Origin of the sequence: Chitinophaga sedimenti (genome assembly GCF_023156195.1) — a bacterium.
Classification (GTDB): Bacteria; Bacteroidota; Bacteroidia; order Chitinophagales; family Chitinophagaceae; genus Chitinophaga; species Chitinophaga sedimenti.
The window spans coordinates 4,888,571-4,914,863 of record NZ_JAKUKA010000001.1 but is presented as its reverse complement, the minus strand read 5'-3'; the positions used below and the strand labels follow the sequence as shown (position 1 = coordinate 4,914,863).

General features: G+C 47.7%; 32 protein-coding genes, 1 tRNA gene and 2 pseudogenes. 19 read left to right on the top strand and 16 right to left on the bottom strand.

Annotated features, from left to right (window positions below):
• Positions 1 to 6 precede the first annotated feature (6 nt).
• From MKQ70_RS28170 to hemN, 4 genes are all read left to right on the top strand, one after another.
• Positions 7 to 645: a tRNA modifying enzyme MnmG family protein gene (locus MKQ70_RS28170; protein ID WP_248076796.1), complete on the top strand. Its 639-nt coding sequence runs from the start codon at positions 7 to 9 to the stop codon at positions 643 to 645.
• A 370-nt stretch (positions 646 to 1,015) separates the two neighbouring features.
• Positions 1,016 to 1,603, top strand: a complete 588-nt coding sequence (locus MKQ70_RS28165) for an RNA polymerase sigma factor (protein WP_248076788.1) — start codon at positions 1,016 to 1,018, stop codon at positions 1,601 to 1,603.
• Positions 1,604 to 1,679: 76 nt separating this feature from the next.
• Positions 1,680 to 2,858, top strand: coding sequence for a hypothetical protein (locus tag MKQ70_RS28160; protein WP_248076786.1), 1,179 nt, complete (start codon positions 1,680 to 1,682; stop codon positions 2,856 to 2,858).
• Positions 2,859 to 2,954: 96 nt separating this feature from the next.
• A complete protein-coding gene (gene hemN / locus MKQ70_RS28155; protein ID WP_248076784.1) occupies positions 2,955 to 4,313 on the top strand; it encodes an oxygen-independent coproporphyrinogen III oxidase in 1,359 nt (452 codons plus the stop codon).
• Positions 4,314 to 4,347: 34 nt separating this feature from the next.
• On the opposite strand, the pseudogene MKQ70_RS28150 reads toward hemN, so the two are convergent.
• The 8 genes and pseudogenes from MKQ70_RS28150 to recQ form a co-directional block, all read right to left on the bottom strand.
• A pseudogene (locus MKQ70_RS28150) lies at positions 4,348 to 4,873 on the bottom strand (CopD family protein).
• 29 nt (positions 4,874 to 4,902) lie between these two features.
• Positions 4,903 to 5,592: a winged helix DNA-binding domain-containing protein gene (locus MKQ70_RS28145; RefSeq protein WP_308199550.1), complete on the bottom strand. Its 690-nt coding sequence runs from the start codon at positions 5,590 to 5,592 to the stop codon at positions 4,903 to 4,905.
• Positions 5,523 to 5,990: a DNA glycosylase AlkZ-like family protein gene (locus MKQ70_RS41575; RefSeq protein ID WP_308199214.1), complete on the bottom strand. Its 468-nt coding sequence runs from the start codon at positions 5,988 to 5,990 to the stop codon at positions 5,523 to 5,525. Before MKQ70_RS41575 ends, MKQ70_RS28145 begins: the two co-directional genes overlap by 70 nt.
• 76 nt (positions 5,991 to 6,066) lie before the next feature.
• On the bottom strand, positions 6,067 to 6,495 hold the full coding sequence (locus tag MKQ70_RS28140; RefSeq protein WP_248076776.1) for a PLP-dependent aminotransferase family protein: 429 nt from the start codon (positions 6,493 to 6,495) through the stop codon (positions 6,067 to 6,069).
• Positions 6,496 to 6,509: 14 nt separating this feature from the next.
• A complete protein-coding gene (locus MKQ70_RS28135) occupies positions 6,510 to 7,142 on the bottom strand; it encodes an aminotransferase class I/II-fold pyridoxal phosphate-dependent enzyme (protein WP_248076773.1) in 633 nt (210 codons plus the stop codon).
• A gap of 89 nt (positions 7,143 to 7,231) precedes the next feature.
• Positions 7,232 to 7,304: transfer RNA gene (locus MKQ70_RS28130), tRNA-Phe, on the bottom strand.
• Positions 7,270 to 8,151 (bottom strand): DUF3050 domain-containing protein, encoded by an 882-nt coding sequence (locus MKQ70_RS28125; protein WP_248076757.1) that lies wholly within the window; start codon positions 8,149 to 8,151, stop codon positions 7,270 to 7,272. The genes MKQ70_RS28130 and MKQ70_RS28125 overlap by 35 nt, the downstream gene beginning before the upstream one ends.
• A gap of 45 nt (positions 8,152 to 8,196) precedes the next feature.
• Positions 8,197 to 10,395 (bottom strand): annotated as a pseudogene (gene recQ, locus MKQ70_RS28105) (DNA helicase RecQ).
• Between the two features lie 171 nt (positions 10,396 to 10,566).
• Here recQ and MKQ70_RS28100 point away from each other — a divergent pair.
• Genes MKQ70_RS28100 through MKQ70_RS28095 form a run of 3 tightly spaced genes read left to right on the top strand, consistent with a single transcriptional unit; the run spans position 10,567 to position 12,637 of the window.
• Positions 10,567 to 11,541 carry a KpsF/GutQ family sugar-phosphate isomerase gene (locus tag MKQ70_RS28100; RefSeq protein ID WP_248076693.1) on the top strand — a complete coding sequence of 325 codons (975 nt, stop codon included), beginning with the start codon at positions 10,567 to 10,569 and terminating at the stop codon, positions 11,539 to 11,541.
• Between the two features lie 5 nt (positions 11,542 to 11,546).
• A complete protein-coding gene (locus MKQ70_RS39815) occupies positions 11,547 to 11,732 on the top strand; it encodes a sugar phosphate nucleotidyltransferase (RefSeq protein ID WP_308199213.1) in 186 nt (61 codons plus the stop codon).
• A 17-nt stretch (positions 11,733 to 11,749) separates the two neighbouring features.
• Positions 11,750 to 12,637, top strand: coding sequence for a mannose-1-phosphate guanylyltransferase (locus MKQ70_RS28095; protein ID WP_282456836.1), 888 nt, complete (start codon positions 11,750 to 11,752; stop codon positions 12,635 to 12,637).
• A 77-nt stretch (positions 12,638 to 12,714) separates the two neighbouring features.
• Here the strand turns inward: MKQ70_RS28095 and MKQ70_RS28090 are convergent, their stop codons facing one another.
• From MKQ70_RS28090 to MKQ70_RS28080, 3 genes are all read right to left on the bottom strand, one after another.
• On the bottom strand, positions 12,715 to 13,395 hold the full coding sequence (locus MKQ70_RS28090) for a carbonic anhydrase family protein (RefSeq protein WP_248076676.1): 681 nt from the start codon (positions 13,393 to 13,395) through the stop codon (positions 12,715 to 12,717).
• Positions 13,396 to 13,414: 19 nt separating this feature from the next.
• The gene (locus MKQ70_RS28085; protein WP_248076673.1) at positions 13,415 to 15,040 is read right to left on the bottom strand and encodes a SulP family inorganic anion transporter; all 1,626 of its coding nucleotides are present in this window, start codon (positions 15,038 to 15,040) and stop codon (positions 13,415 to 13,417) included.
• 184 nt (positions 15,041 to 15,224) lie between these two features.
• On the bottom strand, positions 15,225 to 15,521 hold the full coding sequence (locus tag MKQ70_RS28080) for a hypothetical protein (protein ID WP_248076670.1): 297 nt from the start codon (positions 15,519 to 15,521) through the stop codon (positions 15,225 to 15,227).
• 386 nt (positions 15,522 to 15,907) lie between these two features.
• On the opposite strand from MKQ70_RS28080, the gene MKQ70_RS28075 reads away from it, so the two are divergent.
• The 7 genes from MKQ70_RS28075 to MKQ70_RS28045 all read left to right on the top strand — a co-directional run bounded on the left by MKQ70_RS28075 (position 15,908) and on the right by MKQ70_RS28045 (position 21,411).
• Positions 15,908 to 16,246: a PadR family transcriptional regulator gene (locus MKQ70_RS28075; protein ID WP_248076667.1), complete on the top strand. Its 339-nt coding sequence runs from the start codon at positions 15,908 to 15,910 to the stop codon at positions 16,244 to 16,246.
• Positions 16,247 to 16,282: 36 nt separating this feature from the next.
• Positions 16,283 to 17,731 (top strand): PspC domain-containing protein, encoded by a 1,449-nt coding sequence (locus tag MKQ70_RS39810; RefSeq protein ID WP_282456834.1) that lies wholly within the window; start codon positions 16,283 to 16,285, stop codon positions 17,729 to 17,731.
• A complete protein-coding gene (locus tag MKQ70_RS28065; RefSeq protein WP_248076665.1) occupies positions 17,716 to 18,135 on the top strand; it encodes a hypothetical protein in 420 nt (139 codons plus the stop codon). Before MKQ70_RS39810 ends, MKQ70_RS28065 begins: the two co-directional genes overlap by 16 nt.
• A 324-nt stretch (positions 18,136 to 18,459) precedes the next feature.
• Complete coding sequence (locus MKQ70_RS28060; protein WP_248076662.1) at positions 18,460 to 18,828, top strand: FeoB small GTPase domain-containing protein; 369 nt, start codon at positions 18,460 to 18,462, stop codon at positions 18,826 to 18,828.
• Between the two features lie 38 nt (positions 18,829 to 18,866).
• The gene (locus MKQ70_RS41570; RefSeq protein ID WP_248076660.1) at positions 18,867 to 19,865 is read left to right on the top strand and encodes a nucleoside recognition domain-containing protein; all 999 of its coding nucleotides are present in this window, start codon (positions 18,867 to 18,869) and stop codon (positions 19,863 to 19,865) included.
• A 2-nt stretch (positions 19,866 to 19,867) separates the two neighbouring features.
• The gene (locus MKQ70_RS28050; protein WP_248076644.1) at positions 19,868 to 20,473 is read left to right on the top strand and encodes a nucleoside recognition domain-containing protein; all 606 of its coding nucleotides are present in this window, start codon (positions 19,868 to 19,870) and stop codon (positions 20,471 to 20,473) included.
• A 59-nt stretch (positions 20,474 to 20,532) separates the two neighbouring features.
• A complete protein-coding gene (locus tag MKQ70_RS28045; RefSeq protein ID WP_248076641.1) occupies positions 20,533 to 21,411 on the top strand; it encodes a M28 family peptidase in 879 nt (292 codons plus the stop codon).
• Positions 21,412 to 21,483: 72 nt separating this feature from the next.
• On the opposite strand, the gene MKQ70_RS39800 is transcribed toward MKQ70_RS28045, so the two are convergent.
• The 5 genes from MKQ70_RS39800 to MKQ70_RS28030 are packed head-to-tail and all read right to left on the bottom strand — an operon-like array spanning position 21,484 to position 23,480.
• On the bottom strand, positions 21,484 to 21,945 hold the full coding sequence (locus MKQ70_RS39800) for a S41 family peptidase (protein ID WP_282457663.1): 462 nt from the start codon (positions 21,943 to 21,945) through the stop codon (positions 21,484 to 21,486).
• A 41-nt stretch (positions 21,946 to 21,986) separates the two neighbouring features.
• The gene (locus MKQ70_RS39795; RefSeq protein ID WP_282456831.1) at positions 21,987 to 22,424 is read right to left on the bottom strand and encodes a S41 family peptidase; all 438 of its coding nucleotides are present in this window, start codon (positions 22,422 to 22,424) and stop codon (positions 21,987 to 21,989) included.
• Positions 22,391 to 22,885 (bottom strand): hypothetical protein, encoded by a 495-nt coding sequence (locus tag MKQ70_RS28035; RefSeq protein WP_248076638.1) that lies wholly within the window; start codon positions 22,883 to 22,885, stop codon positions 22,391 to 22,393. Before MKQ70_RS28035 ends, MKQ70_RS39795 begins: the two co-directional genes overlap by 34 nt.
• Positions 22,886 to 22,914: 29 nt before the next feature.
• Positions 22,915 to 23,040, bottom strand: coding sequence for a hypothetical protein (locus MKQ70_RS39790; protein ID WP_282456829.1), 126 nt, complete (start codon positions 23,038 to 23,040; stop codon positions 22,915 to 22,917).
• Entirely contained in the window at positions 23,037 to 23,480 is a 444-nt protein-coding gene (locus tag MKQ70_RS28030; protein ID WP_248076635.1) for a hypothetical protein, read from the bottom strand. The genes MKQ70_RS39790 and MKQ70_RS28030 overlap by 4 nt, the downstream gene beginning before the upstream one ends.
• Positions 23,481 to 23,662: 182 nt before the next feature.
• Between MKQ70_RS28030 and MKQ70_RS39785 the strand changes: the two genes are divergently transcribed.
• From MKQ70_RS39785 to MKQ70_RS28010, 5 genes are all read left to right on the top strand, one after another.
• On the top strand, positions 23,663 to 23,785 hold the full coding sequence (locus tag MKQ70_RS39785) for a hypothetical protein (RefSeq protein ID WP_282456827.1): 123 nt from the start codon (positions 23,663 to 23,665) through the stop codon (positions 23,783 to 23,785).
• Positions 23,786 to 23,799: 14 nt separating this feature from the next.
• On the top strand, positions 23,800 to 24,657 hold the full coding sequence (gene paaA / locus MKQ70_RS28025) for a 1,2-phenylacetyl-CoA epoxidase subunit PaaA (protein WP_308199212.1): 858 nt from the start codon (positions 23,800 to 23,802) through the stop codon (positions 24,655 to 24,657).
• Positions 24,658 to 24,675: 18 nt separating this feature from the next.
• Positions 24,676 to 25,059: a hypothetical protein gene (locus tag MKQ70_RS28020; protein ID WP_248076632.1), complete on the top strand. Its 384-nt coding sequence runs from the start codon at positions 24,676 to 24,678 to the stop codon at positions 25,057 to 25,059.
• 4 nt (positions 25,060 to 25,063) lie between these two features.
• Positions 25,064 to 25,813, top strand: a complete 750-nt coding sequence (gene paaC / locus MKQ70_RS28015; RefSeq protein ID WP_248076617.1) for a 1,2-phenylacetyl-CoA epoxidase subunit PaaC — start codon at positions 25,064 to 25,066, stop codon at positions 25,811 to 25,813.
• Positions 25,814 to 25,966: 153 nt separating this feature from the next.
• The gene (locus tag MKQ70_RS28010) at positions 25,967 to 26,257 is read left to right on the top strand and encodes a metal-sulfur cluster assembly factor (RefSeq protein ID WP_248076614.1); all 291 of its coding nucleotides are present in this window, start codon (positions 25,967 to 25,969) and stop codon (positions 26,255 to 26,257) included.
• Positions 26,258 to 26,293 lie beyond the last annotated feature (36 nt).

Below are 26,293 nucleotides of genomic sequence, written 5' to 3'. Positions count from 1 at the left end.
ATCGGGGTGCTGATTGATGACCTCATCAATAAAGGAACAGAGGAACCTTACCGTATGTTTACCTCCCGGGCAGAATTCCGTACACTGTTGCGCCAGGATAATGCGGATCTCAGGCTAACGAAAAGGAGCTTCGACATGGGCCTCGCATCTGCAGAAAGAATGGAAAAAGTAAACAAAAAGCAGAGCGGCGTAGCGCAAATCAAAAATATCCTGAAGGAACTGCCCATAGATCCGGAAGATATTAACCATCTTATGGAAGAAAAAGGATCTGCTCCCCTTACCCAAAGGTTACGCGCTCACCAGATTTTGTTGCGTCCTTCTTTAGATATTTTCTCTATGATCGAAAAAGTGGACAAGATGAAAAAGGCTTTTGACGGTTTCGATCGTGAAACTTTAGAACAGGCAGAAATTCAGGTGAAGTACGAAATATACATCGAAAAGGAAAATGAACTGGTTCAAAAAATGAGTCAGCTCGAAGACATGATTATTCCAGACGCTTTCGATTATACTAAACTTGTTTCTTTATCGGCCGAAGCCCGTCAGAAATTTACCAGGATAAAACCGAGAACTTTGGGACAGGCAAGCCGAATTTCCGGAGTGAACCCGAGCGACGTTCAAATTCTGATGGTTTATATGGGACGTTAGAAAAATCAACAAACATAAAATTTGAAGGAAGGACGAAAATCCTTCCTTTTTTTATGAAAAAAGTCAAAACGCTCGAAAAATCGTCCTTTTTTGATGGGGTAAATTTCAATTATCGGGAAGTGAGTGATATCATTCATTCGAAATGACCTAAGTTTGCTTAAACGGGCTAAAAAACGTGTTCTTTGGCATCCGGCCATTTTAAGTTAAATATTTGGAGCCAAAGCAACCCTTAAATCTGTCTTTTCGTAATTAATACCGAAAATCTGTTGGGCGATAGCTTCACGCGACACCTGATTCAATTTTTAACGAAAAACAAAAAGTTTATCGGAAATATTATCCCCGGGTTTAAAAATTAAAGCATCAGTATTCTGTGCAGGATATAGTAAACATCATTGATGGCTGCAAGCAGTGGAAACGCGGTAGCCGGGAAGAATTGTACCGACAATTCTACGGGTATGCTATGGCTATATGTTTGCGCTATGCTAATCATAAGGATGAAGCGGTTGAAATTTTGAATGATGGGTTTCTGAAAATCTTTATGCACATCTCCACTTACGACACCTCCCGTCCCTTTAAAAGTTGGCTGGCAAGAATTATGGCGAATACCGCCATCGATCATCTGCGTGCGCAGAAGCGATTGTTGTTTGCAGAAGACATCAATAAAGTATATGATCTTGGGTCTGGGGGCGAAGACGCACTGGATAAAATTTCAGCGGATGAACTGATAAAACTGGTGCAGGAATTACCGCCTGCATACAGAACAGTATTTAACCTGTACGTAATGGAAGGTTTCCAGCATCAGCAAATTGCAGATATGCTAGGAATATCAGAAGGAACATCTAAATCGAATCTATTTAAAGCGAAAAGAATTTTAAAAGAGAAAGTAGAAAGAGCTGCGGCTTTTAATACAAATAATAACGATAACCTGCCAACGCAGGTTGCCAAAGTAGAAAAATGAGTGATCATTTTGAACATAAGATCCGGGAGAAACTGCAGGATGCAGATTTTCCATTTGACCAGATGCCTGGGCCCAAATGGAGAAGAAGCTTGATGCAATAACCCCAACGTCTAAACGCCGTGGTGGTTTTCCATGGTGGATGGGCGGACTGGTGTTATTGTTAGGTGTTTCTGTGGGAACAGCAGTTTGGTATAATTACGAAACAAATGAGTCATCTGCGCTGAAGTTGACGATGGTGGATTCTTTGTCCGCAACGGAAGTCGTAGTAAATGCTGACGATAAATCGCTTACCGGTAAAACTGACCGGGGTAATCATCCCGTTGATTTGCCAAAAGGAAATTTAAATGGCTTCCTGGGAGCATTTGCGAATAGTAATCCTCCGAAGAAAAATATAGAAAGTGATCCGGATTCAAAGATTACTGCTCACTACAGCAAGAATGTTAGCATACCTTCTGCAAATGCAACAGCCGCAATTAATGATATTAATGATAATATAAATTCAATCGCTGGACGAACAGTGAACACTCCGGTAGACAGCGTGGGCATTGCAGGTGTCGCTTTGTCCCCCGCTGCCAGCCCGATAGTGCTTCACAACGTACAAGTATATACGGCCAAGGATGCGGAAATAGCAGATTCACTGTCTTCACAACCTGCTGAATTACAACATATTATTATCACGCCGAAACCCTCACAGCGGCACGGCTTCGCGCTTGGCTTTGCCGTGGGGCCAGACTATAGTGCAGCTCCGCACTTAAGGCTCGGAAATTTTGGCGTCTCGGCGGGACTGCAATTACAATATGCTATCAACAATCGCTTTTCGATTTCCACCGGTGCTTTTTATGCGAAAAAGACATATGGCGCGACACCGGCGGACTATGAAGCGCCCTATAGTTTCAAGAAAGTAGACGCTGATTGTAAAGTACTCGATGTACCGCTGAACCTGAATGTAACCTTGTTCGAAAGCGGAAAACACAGCTGGGCGGCAACTGTAGGAAGTTCCAGCTATTTTATGCTGCGCGAGGAATATAATATGTACTACAATAATAACAACCTGCATAAATACGTCTACGACAACGGCAGCCAGCACTACTTTTCTATATTGAACCTTGGTATTGGCTACCAGCAGCAGGCTGCGAGACACATAATGTGGGGAATTACGCCTTACGCCAAAGTGCCGCTCGCCGGCGTAGGCCACGGTAAAGTAAAACTCACTTCCTTTGGTTTTACGCTGCACATAAACCTGACGCAGTACTGATTGGCGGATGATTAAAATCATTCTTCCCGCTGATATGTCCATCGCGCCGCTGCCCACACACAATGGTACCTTTGTATGGTCACAAAATCATACACAATGGACCAGCTTCTGAGAAAATACAACGTGCCTGTTCCCCGCTACACCAGCTATCCAACTGTACCCTTCTGGCAGGAAATTACCGGCGCTTCCTGGAAAAATCATCTGCAGCGGCAATTTCAGGATCGTAACCTGGAAGACGGGCTTGCGTTATATATGCACCTCCCCTTTTGTGAAACGCTTTGCACTTATTGTGGTTGTAATAAAAAGATTACGAGGCGCCATAGTGTAGAGCCTGAATATATGGCTGCACTGCAAAAGGAATGGGAACTTTACAAAGGGCTCATGTCTGAAAAACCCCTGCTGAAAGAATTACACCTCGGCGGCGGCACACCCACTTTTTTTTCTCCCGAGCACCTGGCCGAAATACTGTTACCGATTTTTAATGATGTGGATATCGCGGAAGATCATGCGTTCAGCTTCGAAGGACATCCCTCCAACACGACTGAGGCGCATCTCAAAATGTTGAAAAGCCTCGGTTTTACCCGCGTAAGTTATGGTGTACAGGACAACGACGCCCGTGTTCAGGAAGCTATCAACCGGATACAACCCTGGAGTGATGTGGAAAAAGTCGTGAAACTCGCCAGAGATAATGGTTATACATCTGTAAATATAGATCTCGTATATGGTTTGCCGTTTCAGACAGCCGAAAGTATGCACGCCACGGTGAATAAAGTACTCGAAGTAAAACCAGACCGCATCGCGTTTTACAGTTATGCACACGTTCCGTGGAAATCTTGCTCACAGCGACTTTATGACGAAACGAATCTTCCCTCTGCTGAAGAAAAAATGGAATTATATAACATAGGCCGCCGTTTATTTACCGCCGCCGGTTACGCCGATATCGGTATGGATCACTTTGCGCTGCCGCATGACGAATTGTATCAAGCCTGGGAAAACGGTGAACTGCATCGCAACTTTATGGGTTATACACATACCCGTACGAATATGTTGATTGGCCTCGGTGTTTCGAGCATCAGCGACTCTGGTACCGGTTATGCGCAGAATCATAAGGAGCTACATACCTATTACGACTATGTGGATAAAGGGCTGCTGCCTACTGCGAAAGGTTGTTACCTCAACGAAACGGATAACATTTTTCGTCGTCACATCCTGGATATTGCCTGTAAGGGAGAAACATTTTTCCACGCGGAACAACGATCCTGCTATGAGAAATATACACTGCCTATTCTGCAGAAATTGGAAGAGGATGGATTGGTAACGGTTTCAGCAATTGGAGTAAAGGTAACGGAAACGGGTAAACGTTTTATAAGAAACATTTGCCGCGCTTTTGATCTGAAAGTATTGGCGGCGCAGGCCCTAGAAATGCGCCCACAGCAATTCAGTAAAGCTATATAAATGCAAAGAGCGGCCGGCACGTAAAGCTGGCCACTTATTTTCTCCCTGACTTTTTATAAATTTTTATGGCGATCATCAGCGAAGCCGTGAACAGTAAAAGGCCTGTTAGGCCCCAGACCATGCTCGCAAGGCTTTTTAACACCACCAGGAAAACGATCGCTACCAGTAAAACAGTGGCTACTTCGTTCCATACCCTTAACTGTGTGGAGTTATAACGGAAAATCCCGCGTTGTTGCTGGCGGAAAATCCCGTGCAGCAAAAAGAAATACACATATAGAAGAAGAACAAATCCCAGTTTTATAAGCAGCCAGCTAGGCAGGCTGCCATACAGAATGGCCATCCAAGGCCCAAAAATCAATGTAAGTATCGCCGATGGCCGTGATGCCGAACCACAGGCGTTTCATCATAATGTTGTACTGCTGCTGCAGAATGCTGCGCTCAGGTGCAGGTTTTTCCTGCGCTTCCGCATTATACACGAAAAGGCGCACGATATAAAACAGTCCCGCGAACCAGGTCACGATAAAAATGATGTGAAGCGCTTTAACGTAGAAAAACAACATACGCCGCAAAAGTACGAGTTCATGTTGATTTAAGAAAAAGCCGTCTCGACCGGCAGGGCAAGAAATTTGCCATATCGTCGGGCAACCTTGCCTATGGCGGTTTCTTGTGTTGTAGTGAAGCTATCGAAGCCGCTGGCGCTAATTACCACCTTATTATTTTTGATCAGTCTTTTCCAGATGCCGATTACCTGACCGTTCGAAACGATCGTAGCCGCGAGCAGGCCGTTCCCCGCACCTATAATTTTTTTGGCATGCTTCGGGTCTATGATTAGTCCGCGACCGGTATATGACATGATGTATTCATCAAAACCGGGCAGTAAATAAAGTTCTGGTTTGGCCGGCGCTTTGGGCTGAATCGGGATCCAGAAGGTTTCTTCGTTAATTTTTATCGTGTCAAAATCGTCCTTTACCAATTCAAACGCCTCACGCGCAGCGGTGAGCGTTAACCCGGACCACCATACAAAATCCTTTATCGTGGCGGGTGCACGACTATTAAGATAACGAAAGGCCATTGTAGCCAGCGCTGTTTCGCGGTCGAGCGCGGGAGATGGTGGTAACCATTCGTCGAGCAGTGCAAAAGTAAAAGCATTGCCGCGCCTGGGGCCAAAACAGATGAGCTGGTCTGCTGCGGCACGTACCAGGTAATAACTCATGCGGTTTTCGGTAACGGGCAATTTTTTCTGAAGCAGCACATCCGCGAGCTCTTCGCGTGTAAGAATATTTCCGCCTTCGAGCGCCTTGACGATAAGGTTATTAGCGCGCCGTAGCATTTTTCATCGACGCCCCCGTTGCGTGCAGCATTTTGCGTGGCAGCGTGCAGCAGTCGATCCTTCAACAGGGTTAACATCCAGCGCAGGTCTTTAGGGGATACGAAATGCAGGGTATTTCGCAGCACCCAGCTGCGAACAATCTGCTTTTCGGCAATTGCATTTTCAATAGTTTCGTCGGTGGCGCCCGGCAAACGTAGTCCGATCGACCATTTAGCACCTGCATAATCCTGTGCCTGTATGGCAAGCATCGTGTGCACCACGTCTCCGGCGCTATGTAACGGCGTTTGCGAAATCAGTTGTCCGTGCAGCCGCATGCGCAGCAGCGATGCGTTGTTCTTAACGTTCATGACTAAACGATTTTTGTTATCGTCCTAATATCTCTTATCAACCTCCGTTGCGTCGCACCCTTCTACAGCACCTGCCCTACTCTACTTTTCCACGGCGTATAGTGTCTGCAATCAATTCCAAAGCTGGTGCGAGTTCCGGCGAGTGCCACTCCGATCCCAGGGCAATCCTTACCCAATGCGGATCGCCCGTTGGTGAAAAGTCGGCGCCATCCATTACGTCGATGCCTTTTGTACGCAGATAAGCCGTAAACGGGTAACAACTAATATCCCCCAATGATAGCCAAATATGAAAACTGCCCGGGAAAAAGCTATACTGCAGTCCGGCGAACAGTTCTTCAATACGTTTATACCAGGCTTTGGCGGTGGATTGTTTCTCCAGTGTTAGTCGCGCCAGCTCCCCACTGGTCATCAGGTATTGCCCAAAATCCTGGAAAAGGCTGCAGCCGCTGCTGGTCGTTAAGCGGATAATATTTTCCATTCCCCCTAAAATATCTCTTGGATGCACGATGTAAGCCGATTTCAAAAAGGATTAAACGGTTTGGAGAGGCTATATACATGAATCGTCCGCTCGGGCATCAAACTAAGAAAAGAAGGCGGTGGATTGTCATGCAAAAACCGGTAGGCATCGTCTTCCAAAATATACACTCCGGGAAAAGCACGAACAACGGCTGCCAATTGTTGACGGCGCGCCAACGGCATCACAAAGCAGGTGGGATTATGCACGGTGGGTTGCAGATAAATAAGGCGTCCTTGTCCGCTTTGCAGATATTCGCGGAGGGCTTCCGGCAACATGCCTTCTTCATCGCAGGCAACGGGAATTTGCTGGTAACCAAAATGTTGCGCACACATCCTGAACCCCGGGAAGGTCGTTGTTTCGATCGCCACCTCGCGCGGCCCTTCGTACTGCGACAAAACACAAAATAAGGCGCTGTTGGCGCTCGGTAAGGTCGCGATGCGGGAAACGCGGTTGACTTCGTTATAATCTGCTTTTAACCAATCGATCAGCGTGCGTGCGTTACTTTCATCGACATAAAAACTCGCGGGTGTTTTTAATAATCGTTGCCTGTCAGCATCCGAAAACTGCGAAACATAATTTTCGAATACCGGCATTTCCTGCGGAATGGATGGATAGTTTACCCTGAGATTAAGCATGTGGGGAAATTTGAACAGGGCAAAGGTAATGGGAACGGAATACAAATAAAAAAGGCTCTGAAGTTACCTTCAAAGCCTTTCGTTTTTCGTGGTGTGAGCCGGGATCGAACCGGCGACACATGGATTTTCAGTCCATTGCTCTACCAACTGAGCTACCGCACCATCTTTTTATTTGTATCCCTTTATGTTGTAAGGGATTGCAAAGGTATGCAATTGTTTGAAACTTCCAAAAATCGGGCAGAGAAATTTTATTTTTTTCTGCCAGTACGCCACTCCATAATTTGGCGCGCCATTCCAAAGCCGCTACCGAAGCGGCTGTAGCCTCAGCCCATTTGCTTTGGTCATCGCCGCAAAGTTCTTTTACCATCTCCAATGCAAGTTGGCCATGATGGCCGCCATCCACTTCGATATGCCTTTCCAGGTAGTAGGTAAAGATACTTAATGTACCGGGAAATTTATGGTTCAGGTCCTTTACCAATTCATGAAACATATCCGGAATAAGATCTTCGCGGCCAAAGGTAAACACGGCTGCCATTACGTGCGGTTTCCCAGAGGCAATAACGTTGAACGTGAAATCCAGAAAGCCCTTTATAGAAACCGGTAACTCACTATCAACCAAAATTTGCTCTATTTTTTTTCCCGCAGAAATGGCTTCCAGTATATTCAACATGGGAGCCGTATTGGCACCGGCCTGTTCCATCGCGCGAAGGTATAGTTCGAAATGACTGCAGCGGTTTCCATCTTCATCCACATCACTTTCTTCCCCAGCAACAATTTCGTTAATCAAATAACGGGTATTGGGCGCACCTTTGGGTACCCAGGGTAACGTGACACAGGTAAGTTCGCGTTGTAGCGCTTTAAGCAGCGACATAAAGTCCCATACTGCAAAAATGTGATGTTCCATGAAAAGCTTTACGTCGGCGGGTGATTGTAACGCGTTGTAAAGTGGATGTGTTACCACCTGCTCCCGGGCGGGGGCGATGGTTTGTTGTAACCGATCGATGCTCATTTCTTACCAATATAAAATGGGGGCAAATTACTGCCCCCTACAAACTTAGTTACCGTATACTACCAAAAACTTAATACGCACGAGCTTCAGCTGCTCGAGGGTATAGTTGTCTTCAGATAATTCTTCTTTTGCCAAAGCCAGGCTCGACGTTTCGCAACCTTTGAAATATTCCATGATCTCTTCCTGGGCGTAGTCATCCAGTTCCTCATCAATGCAATAATCAAGGTTCAGTTTGGTACCGCTCGCTACAATGGTTTCCATTTCGTCGAGCAGCTGTGAGTATGTGAGTTCTTTATTTTTGGCAATCGTTTCCAGCGGTACTTTTTATCGATGTTCTGGATAATGAACACTTTAAGACCGCTTTTGTTTACCACGCTCTTCATCACGAAGTCGTCCGGACGCGTAATGTTATTGTCCTCCACGTATTTGGAAATCACGTCCAGAACTGTTTTCCGTAACGGATGGCCTTGCCTTTGCTCACGCCCTGGATTTTTTCCAGTTCAGCCACCGTGGTCGGGTACATAGTTGCCATATCTTCCAAAGATGTTTCCAGGAAGATTACGAACGGCGGCAGGTTCTTTTCTTTCGATACCTTCTTGCGCAGTTCCTTTAACATTTCGAACAGCACGGGATCGGCAGAGGCCTGCGCTTCGCCGGCAACCTCGTCTTCATCATCCCCACCTTCTTCGTCGAACTGGTGGTTCAGCGAAACCATGATGGAGTACGGTTTTTTGAGGAATTTTTGCCTTTGTCCATGATCTTAAGCAGGCCATATTCTTCTATGTCCTTCTCAATCAGGCCTTCCAGCATCATCTGGCGAAGCAGGGAATTCCAGAAATGCTCGTCGAATTCTTTCCCTTCGCCGAACACGTCCAGTTTATCGTGTTTAAAAGTCGTGATCTGCGGATTGGTCTTGCCGGTGATGATATTTACCACATACTCGCTACCAAAGCGTTCTTCCAGCGACTGGATCGCTTTAAGGGCAATCACCACTCGATTTTTCACTTCGATTTTCTCTTTCGGGTTGCGGCAGTTATCGCAGTTACCACAATTGTCTTTTTCGAGATTTTCGCCAAAGTAATGCAGGATTACCTTACGGCGACAAACGGAGCTTTCGGCGTAGGCCACAGTTTCGTTAATCAGCTGGGCGCCCATTTCACGTTCGCTCAGCGGCTTATCGCGCATCAGGTGCTCCAGTTTTTGCACATCTTTATGAGAGTAGAAGCAGACACAAATACCCTCAAGCCCGTCGCGGCCGGCGCGGCCGGTTTCCTGGTAATAATTTTCCAGGCTTTTCGGGATGTTGTAATGGATTACAAACCGCACGTCCGGTTTATCGATACCCATACCAAAAGCGATGGTGGCCACAATCACCTCTACTTCCTCAAGCAGGAACATGTCCTGGCGGGAAGCTCGGGTACCTGCATCCAGGCCGGCGTGATAGGCTACGGCTTTAATACCGTTGGCTACCAGCATGTCGGCCAGTTCTTCCGTTGTTTTGCGGTTCAGCGTATAAATAATACCGCTTTTGCCTTTGTGGGAATGGATAAACTTAACGATGTCCTTAATCGTTTGGTCCTTTTTACGTTTCGGCCGGATTTCGTAATACAGGTTGGGCCGGTTAAAGGACGAAATAAAGATTTCGGGACTGCGGAGCACCAGGTTTTTTACAATGTCGCTCTGTACCTTGGGCGTAGCCGTAGCCGTGAGGGCAATGATCGGCAACTCATCGCTGATCATGTCAATCATTTCCTTCAGCCGGCGGTATTCCGGGCGGAAGTCGTGCCCCCATTCTGAGATACAGTGAGCCTCGTCCACCGCGATAAATGAAATCTGGAGCTCCCGGAAAAAATCCAGGTTTTCCTGCTTCGTCAGCGTTTCCGGAGCAACGTAAAGAAGTTTCGTTTTGCCGGAAGTGAGGTCAGATCTTACCTTTTTGATCTGAGCCTTTGTTAATGTGGAGTTCAGGAAGTGCGCCACATTGTCCTTACTGCTGTACGAACGCACCAGGTCTACCTGGTTTTTCATCAGCGCAATTAGCGGCGAAACGATCAGTGCCACACCGGGCAGCATTAGCGCCGGCAGTTGATAGCACAACGATTTACCGCCACCCGTGGGCATTATAACGAATGTATCTTTACCTGAAAGGATGCTATTTATAATCTTTTCCTGGTTCCCCTTGAAGGAATCAAAACCGAAATGTTCGTGTAATGCATCCAACAAACTTACCTTTGCAACAGCCATTACCATGATGTTTTAAAAAATAAAACGCGACTCTATTCAATTCAGAACTAACAGATGGAAAAAAGTTCGAATGTGTTTTTGGGGACACGAAATTACTTAAAAACACCTTTTAGTCAAGAAATTTAATCACGAGTGACCGTCGTTAAAATTGGTTATTTTTGCAGCTGCCGTATGAAACAACAGACATCCGTTAATATCAGAGAAACGGCCACAAGGACGATAGGACTGGAAGCGGCCGCCATCCGCAGCCTGGAGCAATACATCGACGATGACTTTGAGCGCACCGTAGAGTTGATTGCCCAGTGTGAGGGCCGGGTTGTAATTACTGGAATCGGTAAAAGTGCGGCCATTGCCCAAAAAATAGTTGCCACCCTTAACTCTACCGGAACGCCCGCTATATTCATGCACGCCGCAGACGCCATTCACGGCGACCTGGGCATGGTTCGTGAAAACGATATTGTATTGTGTATCAGCAAAAGTGGAGAGTCGCCCGAAATAAAGGTGCTGGTGCCTTTGGTTAAAAACTTTGGCAACACGCTGGTGGCCATGGTAGGCAAGAAAGATTCTTTTTTAGCGCGCTCGGCACAATTTGTGCTGAATACGAGCGTCGAGCAAGAAGCTTGTCCCAATAATCTTGCCCCTACGTCGAGCACAACGGCACAACTGGTTATGGGCGATGCACTGGCGGTTTGCCTGATAGAATTAAAAGGATTTACCGCTGCGGATTTCGCCAAATTTCATCCGGGAGGCACCCTTGGTAAAAGACTTTACCTGAAGGTGGAAGATCTCCGTAAATTGCATGAGGCGCCCAAAGTGAAGTTGAACAGCTCTTTGCGGGAAATAATTGTGGAAATTTCCTCTAAAATGCTCGGCGTTACCGCGGTATTAGATGATGCGGGCCAGCTCATGGGTATTATTACCGATGGCGACTTACGCCGGATGCTGGAGAAAAACATTGACCCCCAGGGAATTACAGCTAAAGACATTATGTCCGTAAACCCAAAGGCAATCCAGGAAGAAGAATTAGCGGTGAATGCGTTAGAAATGATGCGTCAATACGACATAACACAGCTGTTGGCCATGAGAGGTGACCATTATGCAGGAATTATACATTTACATGATTTAATCAGAGAAGGAATTATTTAAAAGAGATGACACCCTTGAATAACCATTTCTACGTGGCCATTATGGCCGGAGGTATCGGTAGCCGTTTCTGGCCTTATAGCCGCACCGATTACCCCAAGCAGTTCCCGGACATGCTAAATACCGGAAAAACCTTATTGCAGTGGACGTATGAACGATTTGTCCAGTTCATTCCCCCGCGAATATTTATGTAGTTACCCATAATCACTATATGGACACTGTCGCCGAACAGTTGCCGCAGCTGCCTAAAGAGAATATCGTAGGGGAGCCTTCGCGTAAAAACACCGCGCCATGTGTAGACTATATCTCTCACAAAATCAACAAGAAAGATCCGAAAGCGAACATTATCTGTGCGCCTGCCGATCACTTGATATTAGACCCGATTTCGTTTACCAGCACCTGCCTGAATGCGCTGCAGTTTGTTCAGAAGCACAGCGCGCTGGTAACCCTGGGCATTAAACCTACCCGCCCCGACACCGGCTACGGGTATATCCAGTTTGAAACCGAACAGGTGGCCGATAACGTTTACAAAGTGAAAACCTTTACGGAAAAGCCGAACCTGGAACTGGCCAAGACTTTCCTGAAAAGTGGGGATTTCCTTTGGAACGCCGGCATTTTTGTATGGAATGTGAAAAGCATCCTCGCCGCCTTTAAATCGCATCTCCCCGAAATGGATGAAATGTTTACTAATGAGCTGGACGTGCTGAACACACCGGGAGAAGTGGATATGATAGAACGTATTTACTCACAGTGCACCAATATTTCCATCGACTACGGTATTATGGAAAAGGCTGATAACGTGTATGTTATTCCTTCCAACTTTGGCTGGAGCGACCTGGGTACCTGGGCCTCCGCTTACGAAAACCTGGATAAGGACGAAGCCGGTAATGCCGTGCAGGGTAAAAATGTAATGCTGGTAGACGCTGCTAATTGTATGGTTAAAGCACCTCACGACAAACTTGTGTTGCTGCAGGGCCTCGACGATTATATTGTAATCGACACGGCGGATGTATTGCTGGTGTGCAAAAAAGAAAATGAACAACAGATCAAGGAGTACGTGGCCGAAGTTAAAAGGCACAAAGGCGACAAATATCTGTAACAACCGATATTCCCGAAAGCAAAACGGCGGAACATTTGTTCCGCCGTTTGTTTTTATCGCCCTTTTCACTCGATAAATTAAGCATTGGTTACTTCAGCAACTGACACCATCTGAGTGGCGCCGCAGCAAAGTGTTTCGTCCATCCGGGACACTTCGCCTGTTTCTACATCGTACATAGCGCCGATGATGCCGATCTCACCTTTCTGGATCATATCGTAAAGGATAGCACTTTGTTCCATGATCGCCTGCACCGAACGCTCAACGTGAATATGGGTAACCGCATCCACGAAAGCCGGGTTATTCGAAGTACGGTCGGTTTTAATGGTTTGCTCCTGGAAAATTGCCGGACGGATTTTGTTCAGCAGTCCGGTGAGGTTCCCCATTTCCACACCGTCGCATGCGCCTTTGATCGCACCGCATTTCGTGTGGCCAAGTACCACGATGAATTTGGAGCCAGCCACCTTAGTAGCATATTCCAGGCTGCCCAGTACGTTATCGGAAATTACGTTGCCAGCCAAACGGATGCTGAAAATATCGCCCAGACCCTGGTCGAAAATCAATTCTGCAGAAGTTCGGCTATCCATACAGCTTACGATTGCCGCTGCAGGCCACTGGCCGTCGCGGGTATCATTCACCTGTTGCAGCAGGTTGCGGTTGATGCGCAGGTTGCTTACGAAACGTTGGTTGCCTTCTTTCAGAAACTGTAAAGTGGTGGCAGGAGTCAGGCTTGACTGAGATACTTTATTATGTGTCCTCATTTTATTGTTCTTTTTATGTTTAGTTATACTGTAATTCTTTAAGTAGTTCTGTATGTGTACCATTGCTGATGACGCTAACTGGCTTTTCTGAAGCCGGCTTATCCATAAACAGGTGATCAGTGTTGGAAATTTTGTACGCGTCCTTAAATCCCTTCAAAATTACTTTGATCTTATTTTGCGGCGCTTTGATCTGCGAAAATTCCCTGATAATATCAAGTACGTCCTGATCGATATAAACGGTTTTGCTGGCGTCAATTTCTATGGTGCTGTTAGCCGGCATGTGGTCCAGGGTCAGCAGAATATTGGCTTTATTGAGGAAAGATACTTCCTGTGCCAGTTCCAGTTTAATAAAATCGCCCGTACGGTATTTTTCCTTGTGGAAAAAGTAAGGGCTTTTCAGATTGCCACGTAAAATTGACAGTATGCTCACGGCCAGGCCGATGGCAACACCTACCAGCAGGTTGGTCGTAATAATCGCAGCAACAGTTACCACAAATGGTACCCATTGGTACTTGCCCCGGGCAAACATCTGCTTGAACACGGATATTTTACAAAGTTTGTAACCGGTTACCAGCAATACGGCCGCCAAAGTAGCAAGCGGAATCAGGTTAAGAATAAAAGGAATGAAAGTAGCACATACCAATAACAAAATACCGTGGGTAACGGTTGCGAGTTTGGTGCGGCCGCCTGCGTTAATATTTGCGGAGGAACGAACAATTACCGAAGTAATCGGCAAACCGCCAATCATACCACTAACCATGTTACCAATACCCTGCGCCATTAATTCCCTGTTGGGAGGAGAATGTCTTTTCTGCGGATCCAGTTTGTCGGTTGCTTCTACGTTCAGCAATGTTTCGATCGACGCTACGGCGGCGATCGTTGCTGCCGAGATGATCACCTTGGAGCTGAATATGCTGCTAAAGTCAGGCAGGGTGAAAAGTCCCGGGAAGCCGTTAAAGTCAGTCGCTACCGGCAAAGATACCAGGTGCTCCTGCGCAACAATGCCCAGAGATGAACCGGTGGACAGGAAAATGGCGTTCATGCCAATACCTACCAATACGGCCACCAGGGCGGCCGGAACTACTTTTACCACCGGAATTTTATTCCAGTAAAGCAGGATGGCAATGGAAATAAGCGTTATGATCACAGCCCCGGGATGAATGTTGCCAACCATATCGATCAGTGCCTGTACAGTATATCCTTCGTCTACTTCTGCATTTTTATCGTAACCCAGTGCGTGCGGAATTTGCTTTAGCACGATGGTGATACCAATCGCGGTAAGCATACCTGTAATTACATTCGAGGGAAAGTAGCTGGCGATGGAGCCTGCGCGTAAGATGCCCAGCAGTAACTGCATAGCGCCGGCAAGTACTACGGCCATCAGGAACACGTCGAACGAACCGAGTGTGCCGATGGCGGCGAGTACGATGGTAGTAAGACCTGCTGCGGGACCAGAAACGCTGAGGTTAGAGCCGCTGAGGCTGCCGACTACAATGCCGCCGACAATACCGGCTATCATGCCGGAAAAGAGCGGTGCTCCGGAGGCCAGTGCAATACCGAGGCATAGCGGGACCGCAATTAGGAATACGACGAGTCCTGAGGACAGGTCTCCTTTTACATTTGAAAAGGGCGATGTCTTGTTCATGGTTTTCGAGATTTGCTCAGACGTTATTGCACCCACTCCCCTACCAACGGTTGCCGGAAACTGTGCACAAAAATACAGTTGCCGGGGCCCATTTCAGGACGTGGAGAAGCGTCTGCCAGTTTGAAATTAAAGCGTGTGTGAAAAGGTAAAAATATGCACCAGGCGCGGTGCAAGTTGAGTTATACTATAGAGGAATTGTTCGGAGGGGGGTATGTATCTCTTTGATAGGGCCGCTGGAAATGTTTTCGAACAGCTGGTAATGCGTGATGCTGACGATCAGCGCATGCTCGAACTGCTCGCTCAGCTCAAAGTTTCTACCGTAAAAGTCTTTCAGTTGTTTGAAGCCGCACTTCTGGTTGCAACCGTTTTCAGCGGAGCTGTCCACATGCTCTTCTACAATCTGGTTATTGAATAAAAGCTTGCCTACTTCCTTGATCGGAAGTACCTGAATACACATCAGGCTGAGAAGCAATATGCTCAATAACTTTTTACCATCTACAGCAAAAATAAAATGCTCTGGCTATAATCAAACAAAAACCATGAAAAAAAAAAATGTTAAATGGATAACTATTTACAAAAAGCAGACGAGCTTATCCACAACTTATTCCCAGGAACGGTTGTTCGTCCCGCCAAAATTACCGTTCGTCACTTTTCCAAAATACCGGAAAAAATAGATTTTTCTTTGGAAAATGAATACAGACGAGGGTTTTAGGTTTAATAATGGTAATATCCTTAGCCAATTATTTTGCTTTATATGGTATTCGGTATTGCACAGTACTAAAAAGTCCTATTTTTGTATTGTCAAGTTGATCATAACCGTAAAACAAAACGGGGAAAATTGACGAAAAAGACCAAAGCTCACTTGCCATGAATATTGATAACACACAATCGCAGATGAGGAAAGGGGTGCTGGAATTCTGCATCCTCTCTATCATCAAGCAAGGCGAGGCTTATCCTTCAGACATTATAGAAAAGATGAAAGAGGCGAAGCTGGATATTCTTGAAGGGACCTTATACCCATTGCTCACCAGGCTCAAGAACGCGGAGTTTCTCACCTACCGCTGGGTAGAAAGCAGCTCCGGTCCGCCCCGCAAATACTTTTCCATGACAGATAAAGGAGAAGCTTTTTACAAAGACCTTGAAAGTACATGGAATGAACTGGCTAACGCCGTTCACCAGTTAACAAAAAATCCTCCATCCGAATAAAAGATACAAGACCTAAAACCTAAATCTCCTTTCGAAATGAAAAAGATCATCAACATAAACCTCTCCTCCCGCCTGATACCCATAGAGGACAGTGCTTATGAGATACTGCGACAGTATCTCGACAGCCTGAAGCGATATTTTTCGCAGGAGGATGGCGCCGATGAGATTGTAAGTGATATTGAAAGCCGTATAGCGGAAATTTTCCAGGACAAGTTGCGTAAAGGCGCGCATTGCATTACAGATGCAGATGTGCAGGAGGTGAAAACCTCCATGGGAACGCCCGAGCAGTTTGACCAGGACGCTAAAACCGGCGCCAGTGCAGAAACAGGCAATCAATCACAACCCGGCGCTGACCCCTACTATTATACACGTCCCCGCAAACGTTTTTACCGCGACCCGGAAGCTAAGATCCTCGGTGGTGTGTGCGGTGGCCTGGGCGCGTATTTCAATATAGATCCGCTGGTGTTCCGTATCATCTTCGCCCTGCTGGCGATTGGCGGCTTCGGTACCGGCATCGTGGTGTACTTTATAATATGGATTGCTACCCCGGAGGCCTTTACCGCCGCTGAAAAGCTGGAAATGCGCGGCGAGCGGGTAGACGTCAATAATATAAAAAATGCAGTGCAGGAGGAAATGAACGCGTTCAAACAACGTGTGGGGAGCATGGGAGATGATTTCAAAAATTTTTCTCAGGGCCGAGGAAAACAGTTTGGTAAGGAGGCCGGTAATGCTATTAACGGTTTTGTTATCGGATTGCGTAATGTGCTGGTGTTTTTAACAAAAGGTTTGTTCATGTTTGTTGCGGTAGTGGTGCTGTTAAGCATGATCGCTGCCCTCATTGGTGTAACATTCTTTTCTGAGGCCCTTTCCGTAAAAGATATATTTCTGGCTGAAGGCGCACAATCCTTCCTCTTCTGGCCCACCATTGTGCTGCTGTTCGGTGTGCCTATCGTATCCATCGTTATCTACCTGCTGCGCAAAACCAGCGGCGTTGGACAGCCCAATAAATACGCCGGTATGAGCCTAGGTTTCCTGTGGCTGTTGGGTATCGTATTCGGCATCTGGCTTCTTGCCTCTGTGTTCAAGGATTTTAATGCCGAATGGAAAAATCCGCGGGAAACGTTTTACATCCGCCAGCCCTCTAATGGCAAGCTGATATTAAGAGCGCAGGAAGATATGCTGGGTACAGACAGGCATTGGTTCTTCGGACATGATCTTCGCGTACTGGACGATACCACTATTGTTAATGACGTGCATATCAGGATAGAAGAAAGCAGCAACAATGATTTCCAGGTGTTTATCGTAAAGAAATCACGCGGCCGCAACGTGGCCGACGCGAAACGGTACATCAGCCTGCTGCGTTTTGTGCCAGAACAACAGGATTCGGTATTGATCATTCCCAACGGCTTTGCCCTTGCGAAAAATGCATCGTACCGCAATCAGGAAGTAGTACTGATCATCCAGTGCCGGTGGGTAAAAGTCTGACCGTAGAAAAAGAAGCCTACCGCGCATTTAACTTTGACCGTTACGGTTGGAGAAATGAAGAAAGGCTGGATTGGGACGACTTTGACGAACAAGACAGGGTGGAACTGCGTATGGAAACTGACGGCCTCGACAATCCCCGCCGGCAGCGCGAAAATCGCAGAAGAGAGGAACGGGAGAAGGAGATCCGCGAAAAGGTGGAAAAAGAATACCGCGAGCGGATGGATACCGTAATAGTGCCGGCGAAACAGCAGAACGATAATCGTTACCGCTACAAACCGTCGGATACCAGCAAGCCTACTGCCGCAATTACCCCGGTGGATAACAGCGACGAAGGCAACAAGTACAGCAAGGGCGCGATGGTGGCCGTTGAAACCGCCTCCTTCCTTTTCCGGATGTACCGTTAATAAGCGCAATAATTTGTCACAATAAGTTTAGTTTCGAAGCAATCTGAAAACCGCGGTATCCACCGCGGTTTTTCCATTTTTATACGTTAAAATGATCATAAAAGGATGATTTTGACCCTGGAATTGCTGGTTTTTTCCCGATATGAGCAACCGCCTCCCCGATTAATGCTTAGTTTTGCACTTTCTATTAAACGCTGAGGTAAGATAAAGGATGCAGGTTCCAATAAACATTGCGCTCGTTGGCAATCCCAACAGCGGTAAGAGTTCTCTTTTAACGCACTCACAGGATTAAACCAGAAAGTCAGCAACTTCCCCGGTGTTACCGTGGATAAGAAAACCGGTACCGCTAAAATATCGGAACAGTTGACCGGCAACATTATTGACCTGCCCGGTACTTACAGTTTGTATCCCAAAAGTGCCGATGAGTTTGTGACCTACGACGTGCTCATCGACATGAAAAGCGAAGATGCGCCAGACATCATCCTCATTATTGCAGATGCATCTAACCTGAAACGCAACCTTCTCTTCTGTTCCCAGATCATCGATCTGAAAAAGCCTGTGATTATTGGTCTTACCATGATGGACATTGCCCGCAAGAAAGGTGTGGAAATAGACCTGATGGGATTGGAAAGAGAACTTGGTGTGCCGGTGGTCGCCATCAACCCAAGAAAAATAAAGGCATTCCAGAGTTAAAAAAGAATATTGAACTGATCGCACAACAGAAGTTCGGGGTGCCTTCGCGCGATTTCATTGATAATAAAGCCCTTGCGCCGGAAGTACTGGATGCGGTGCAGCGCGAGTTTGAAAACGTGAGCGATTATGCGGCGTTGCATATTGCCGTGAATGTCAGCGAATTACCTTTCCTGGATGATACGCAGAAAAGCCGCATCAGCAACAACCTGCAACAGCACAAGTTTAATAAAACCAAGGTGCAGGCCGAGGAAATCATGCAGCGTTACGCCCGCATCAAGCATATCATGAATGTGACGGTGGTGGAAAAAGACCCCTTGGAAACAAAGATGCAAACGGATAAGATCGATAACATCCTGTTGCACCGTTTCTGGGGTTATGCGATTCTGCTCGTGGTGATGTTCCTCCTGTTCCAGAGTATTTTCTGGCTGGCCTCTTACCCACAAGACCTCATCGACACGTCTATGGCGGGTTTCCAGGGATGGCTGTCCGGCGTGTTGCCCGAAAATACATTCACCGACCTGCTCATCAACGGCATCGTTGCCGGTTTGGGCGGTATTATCGTGTTTGTACCGCAGATCATGATCCTGTTTGGGTTAATCACTTTACTGGAAGATACTGGCTACATGGCGCGTATCAGCTTTTTGACCGATCGCCTCATGCGCCAGGTAGGGCTGAACGGTAAATCGGTAATGCCGCTGATCAGCGGTGTGGCCTGTGCCGTGCCTGCGATCATGGCCGCCCGTAATATTGAAAACCGAAAAGAGCGGCTGATCACCATTATGGTAACGCCGCTCATGAGCTGCTCGGCGCGACTGCCCATTTACTCCATGATGATCGCCCTGGTGATACCGGATACGAAAGTACTCGGCTTCCTCAGTCTGCAGGGTCTGGCGATGATGGTGTTATACCTGCTTGGGTTCTTTATGGCGATATTCATTGCCGCCCTCATGAAATTCTTCATCAAAATAAAGGAGAAAAGCTATTTTATCATGGAGCTGCCCGTTTACCGCGCCCCCGCTGGAAAAACGTTGGCGTAACCATGGTAGAAAAAGCAAAAATCTTTGTAACCGATGCCGGTAAAGTAATCATGGTGATTTCCATCGTACTCTGGTTCCCGGCTTCTTATGGCCCCAGCAAACGGATGAACGAGATTGAAAGCCGTTACAGTGCGCAGCTAGAACAAACTACCGATACCGCACAAATACAGGAACTGGAACATGGTATGGCATCTGAAAAGCTGGCAAATTCCTACGCAGGTATTCTTGGCCACGCGATAGAGCCGGTGGTTAGGCCACTTGGTTTTGACTGGAAGATCGGTATTGCATTGATTTCTTCGTTCGCCGCGCGCGAAGTATTTGTAGGTACTATGGCCATTATTTATAGTGTGGATGAAGATGATGACAGCAACAACGCGCCACTGCGCGAAAAAATGGCGCAGGCAACCTGGAAAGACGGTTCCCCGGTGTACACTTTCGCGACCGGACTTTCATTAATGATCTTCTACGCGTTCGCCATGCAATGTATGAGTACCATGGCCGTGGTGAAACGAGAAACCAAAAGCTGGACCTATCCGCTGGTGCAATTTGTATACATGACGCTGCTGGCTTACGTTTGCAGTTGGGCCGTATACCAGATATTCGCTTAATCTTTTTCGCTATATACCGGGGCGTTTGTATATTTAATAATATGCAAACGCCCTTTTGTATGAAAACACTCCTCCTGCTGCTGGCCTGCTGCGCTACGCTGCGCGTGTCCGCGCAAATTGATTCCGTGCAATTGATAAAGGATATTAAAACCTTGTCGGACGACAAGTTCGAAGGCCGTAAAACGGGTACGAAAGGCAATCGCCTGGCGCAGTTGTATTTGCTCGACCGGTTTAAGCAACTGGGATTGACGCCGTTCAGCAATACGTACGAGCAGCCGTTTTATTTTTCCGCCAAAGACAAACGCATTATGGGCACTAACCTGTACGGTTATATTCCCGGTAAAAGTGATTCCGTGATTGTGATTTCCGCGCACTACGACCATGTTGGTATTGGCCGTGCAAATGGTACCGACAGTATTTACAACGGCGCGGACGATAATGCCTCCGGCGTGTCGGCTTTGCTGGGCATGATCGGTTACTTTAAAAAGAATCCTCCCCAGCATACGTTGATCTTTGCCGCGTTTGACGGGGAGGAAATGGGACTGCAGGGCGCCAAAGCATTTTTGATGAAACCACCGGTGCCGGTTAAACGAATTGTGCTCAACATCAATATGGATATGATTGGGCGTAATGACAACAGCGAGCTGTATGTAAGCGGCGGGTATCATTATCCACAACTGAAGAAGTATGTAACCGCGGTGCAAAGCGCAATCAACCTGAAGTTGGGGCACGATAAGCCGGATGAAGGTCATAACGACTGGACGAACCAGAGCGACCATTATGAGTTTAAGCTAAAAGGTATTCCCTTTTTATATTTCGGGGTAGAAGATCACCCGGATTACCATAAGCCAGGCGATGAGTTTTCGAAGATTCAGCCTGCGTTTTATAATGCAGCAAAGGCAGTGCTGGACGTGGTGCTGGCGGCAGACAAAAACTAATACGTACGCTGATAAGCAAAAAGAGCGGCCTTTTTACAGGACCGCTCTTTTTTATTATGGCATGCAAGTAAGCTATTTTCTGAAGACGGACGGCAATGTTTCGCGCGGCTGTATCAGCTGGTAAGAGAATGCTTTATGGTCCAGCGAGCTGGAAACCGGTGTGGCATTGAAACGCGGCGGCGCCATTTTCGGCAGCACGACCCGTCCGTTGATTTTATTGAGCGCAGCGGCCAGCAGCGGATCAGTAATGTCGCCGAAAGGTTTCAGGTCGATATCTTCTTTTAAGACTAAGTCCGGCGCAAACCCCGTAGTGTAATCCGATTGGTTGTTCTTGTTGAACGCCTTGGTAATGATCGGCTGCAGGCCCCACTTGTTACGGCGGTCGCCCTCGCGGTACAACGTGGTGGAGCCAACGTTTTTACCGTACGTGGTATCGCCAATGATGATCACCGGCATATACGGGCGCAGCCCGTTAATAATCAGTTCGCTGGCACTGGCAGTATGGTCGGATGTAATAACAACAAATTTTTGCAGTCCGGCTCCAATGTTTGCTGTTTTACTGATAAACTTGCGACTTAATAATGCCTCTTCCCCATCTTTTTGATGGCTTCCAATACCTTACTGTTGTATTCGCGATGGAAAAATTCGTCGTTGGTAGTTGCTCCTTTTACAATCAGGCTGGCCAGGTTAATGGTGGAAATTTCGTTTCCGCCGGGATTGTAACGCAGGTCCAAAACAAGATCTGTAACGCCTTTGGCTTTGAAACGCCCGAACGCGGCATCAACAGCATCGTCGTACGCGGTAGAATTATCCGTTGGGCCAGGTGCGAAGAAGTTGTACACGAGATAGCCGGTTGTATGACCGTTGAGGGTATAGACCGTATCGAGGTACAGCGGGTTTTCTGCGAAAGCCACCACGGTGAGCGGTATCGTTTTGGTCAGGTCGAAATCGCGGCTGGTAGAGTTGTATGTGCCAATGCTCAGCGAGTGATCTTTGGACAACAGGGCCACCATTGCGTTAGCGACTGCCTGCGAAGTGTAAGTAAACGTGCTGTTGTTGACTTTAAAGAAATAATCACCGCGTTTGAGGCCGGCAGCTTCGGCAGGAGAGCCCTTTTTACATACAAGATTTGTCCGCCCAGTTTGTTACCGCCATAGAGGAACAGCGAAAAGTCGTACCCCGCCTCCTTGCTAACACCGGATAACTCGCCTAACAGCTGCTGATAATCACTTTCGATCCAGGAAAAGCGATCGTCGGGCTTTTTGAGCAGGCTGTAGAAAAACGTTTCCGGGTCCGTTGATCTGTTCGGATTTTGCGGCATGTTGGTATTCCAATAGTACCAGTAATTCATGCTTTCGTAAATCCAGTTGTTTACATAGGTATTATCGGCACCACTTGTATCGTCCTTTTTTTTGCAGGAAGAAAACAGCAACACGGGCGCAGCGATCAAAGAAAGGATAAGTTGTTTCTTCATATGTAGAAAGATAACGATTTTTTCTGCGATTAATTGGCTGGCTGAACCCCCAGTTCCGCCAGCTGGCGGCGGATCTTTATTTTCCAGCTGGATTGCGCAGCGCTTTGCTGCCCGCTGCCGGTTTCGGCATCGAACTCCTTTTGCAGGCGGTTCATTTCGCGGAAAGATTCCGGTATTCGTACTGGATGCGGCCGTCGTAATCATCGATAGTAAGCGGCATGCTAAGCACCTTTTGGCGGAAGCGCTCGCCCACCAGCCGGGTAATGTCGAAATGCAGCTGCTCATGTTCCGGGGTGTGCGAGAGCGACAGCGATCCGCGAATCCGGGAGGAACCTTTCACCATAAACACTTGTAAATAAAGCGTAACGATCAGCGAATCCGGGGTTTGCCGGCTGCCGCCTTCGTAGGAAAAACTGGTGAAACTGACCGCTTCGCTGGGCCCGCTGCGTGACGGCCGACCGGTAAAGTCGGCGGTGGTGATCTGGGTGTTGATATCGTGGAAAACCGTATCGGCCTGGTTAGGGCGGGCGTCGTACTCGAACACGACCTTTAGTGCCCGTGGCTTTTGTGCCATGGCGGTATATCCCATCAACATAAAAAAGAGTAGAAATTTGCTCATAAACAAAAACAAGGGGCGTGCTCGATTAATATAACGCCTTCCTCCTCCCCGGCCGTATGCCGGTCATGGTTTTAACATCCTGTTTGGAAAATAGACGCCGGGCTTACGCGCATCCGCTCAAAAAGCTGTAAATTGAGTGTAACCAAAACAATCTCCCTATGTACGGCGGAGGATATATTTTCGACGAGCCCAATAAACGGCAGCTCAAAGATGAACAGCTGCACGACGATCCCGAAAAGCTCCAGAATTTGAAGCGCGTATTGCATCCGGCGCTAAAATAGAACCGGGCGACTGGATGCCGGTCGATTATCGCAGGCAACTCATCAGGCTCATAGAACAACATGCCCATTCTGAAGTAATGGGCGCACTGCCGGAAGGCACCTGGATTACCCGGGCCCCCGGCTTTAAACGCAAACTCGCGCTCATCGCGAAGGTGCAGGACGAAGTTGGGCATGGACAATTGCTGTACAACGCAGCGGAAACGTTAGGCAAACGCCGCGAAGCCATGATCAACGACCTGCTCAGTGGCAAATCAAAATACTCTAATGTATTTAACTACCCGGCCGAAACCTGGGCGGATGTAACCGTTATCGGGTTTTTGATCGATGCCGCCGCTATCGTAAACCAGGTAGCGAACGCGAAAGGGTCGTATGGCCCCTACTGCCGCGCGCTTGACCGTATTTGTTATGAAGAAAGTTTTCACCTGAAACAGGGGCACGATGCATTTATTGAACTGGCCACAGGGACCAATATGCAGCGGCAAATGCTGCAGGAAGCGCTGAACCGTTGGTGGCAGCCGATCATGCACTTTTTTGGCCCGCCGGATAAAACCTCGGTACACGGTGAAAAACTGATGCAGTGGAAGGTGAAAATGGCTAGCAACGACGATATGCGCAACCAGTTCCCGGATGCTTACGTCCCTAAAATATGGGAGTTGGGCATGACGCTGCCCGATGCTGCGCTGCAAAAGAACGAAGCCGGCCGCTGGCAGTACACCGACCCCGACTGGAACCTGTTTTTTAAAGTAATTAATGGCGAAGGTCCCTGTAACGCCGAGCGCATGAAAGTGCGCAAGTGGGCCGAAGAAAGCGGGCGCTGGGTACGAACGGCGCTCATGAGCCATACGGCGGCCGACATGTTGCCGGTGGCGTAGCTAACCAACAAATTCCACATGATGAACAACGACTCACTGGATCCACGGGTAAACCGGCTGCACCTCTCCGACGCGGCAGCCCCGGTTATCGTTAACGACGGCGAAAACTGGAATATCTACGAAGTATTTCACCAGGAAAAACGCGGCGCCCACCACGAACACGTGGGTTGTGTACACGCCCCAAGCCCTCAGCTGGCACTGGTTTTTGCCAAAGAACAATTTGGAAGGCGCAAGAAATGTGTGAACATCTGGGTGGTACGCAGTGCAGATATCCCGGCATTTGAGGTGGAAGACGAAGATATGTTCGCCAACAATGCAGACAAAACCTACCGCGATGCCAGCGGGTTTAAGGTGATGGAGAAAATTAACAAGTACAAAGCGCAACAGCGCGGTGAAAAATAAAATTATGCAAGCAGCCATTACATACCTGCTCACTAAAATGGCCGACGATGCTCTTATTCTCGGTCACCGCAATTCCGAATGGACTGGTCTGGGTCCGATCATGGAAGAGGATATCGCCTTTTCGTCGATGGCGCAGGATAAAATTGGCCACGCGCTGGGGTTATACTCCATATTACATGAGCAGTACGGCACACCGGATCCGGACAAGTATGCTTTTTTAAGAGAAGAGAAGGATTTTCGATGCTGCCATCTGGTGGAGCTGCCAAACCGCGCTTATGATTTTAGTTTGATGCGCCACTTCCTGTTTGACCACGCCGATGCGTTGCGGTACGAGTACATGGCGCAAAGCAGCCTTGAATCCTTACGGCCTTTTGCCAAAAAGCTAAAGGGAGAAATAAAATACCATACCCTGCACGCGAATGCCTGGCTTACCCAGCTTTCCCGCGCGGGTGAAGATAGTTATGGAAGGATGCAGGCCGCGCTGGATGAATGCTTGCCGTTGGCCCTGGGCATGTTTGAGCAGAGCAGCTTCGATACGGAGCTGATGGAGGCTGGTATTTACCCCGGGGAAGAAAAAATGCAGGCTGCCTGGCTGGAGCGGATTTATCCATTATTGGTGAAGTGCGCACTGAACATGCCGGTACCCGCAGAACCGGTAAATGGAGGTCGACATGGGTTTCATACGGAGCACCTGGGCCCCCTGCTCGATGAAATGGGCGCCGTATTCCGGCTGGACCCGGCGGCAAACTGGTAGTATTTTAACCAAAGTGCTTAAAGCATAGGTAAAGCATGGTGAGAGCATGGTGAAAGCATGGTGAAGAGGTAGAGAAGATGGTGAATAAAGTATCAGCCGCTGAAGTGAGTGACAACGGCGGCTGACAGTAGCAACCGAAGTTGGTTTCATAAAATGATCACGGAAGAACGAATATATAAAGCATTGCAGCAGGTGATGGACCCGGAAATTCCCGTCCTGAGCGTGCTGGAACTGGGCATGATCACAAAAGTGGCCGTCAGCCCGGACGAGCAGGTATTGATAGAAATGATCCCCACGTTCGCGGCCTGTCCCGCCATACACTTCATTAAAGACAGTATTAAGAATACGTTGGAAAAGGAGCTGGGCCGGCCGGTAAACGTGGCGGTAAACAAAACCGAAACCTGGAACAGCAACCGCCTGAGTGCGGAAGCCCGGAGAAACTGAAAAACTTTGGCCTTGCCGCGCCGCAGCCCGCTAACG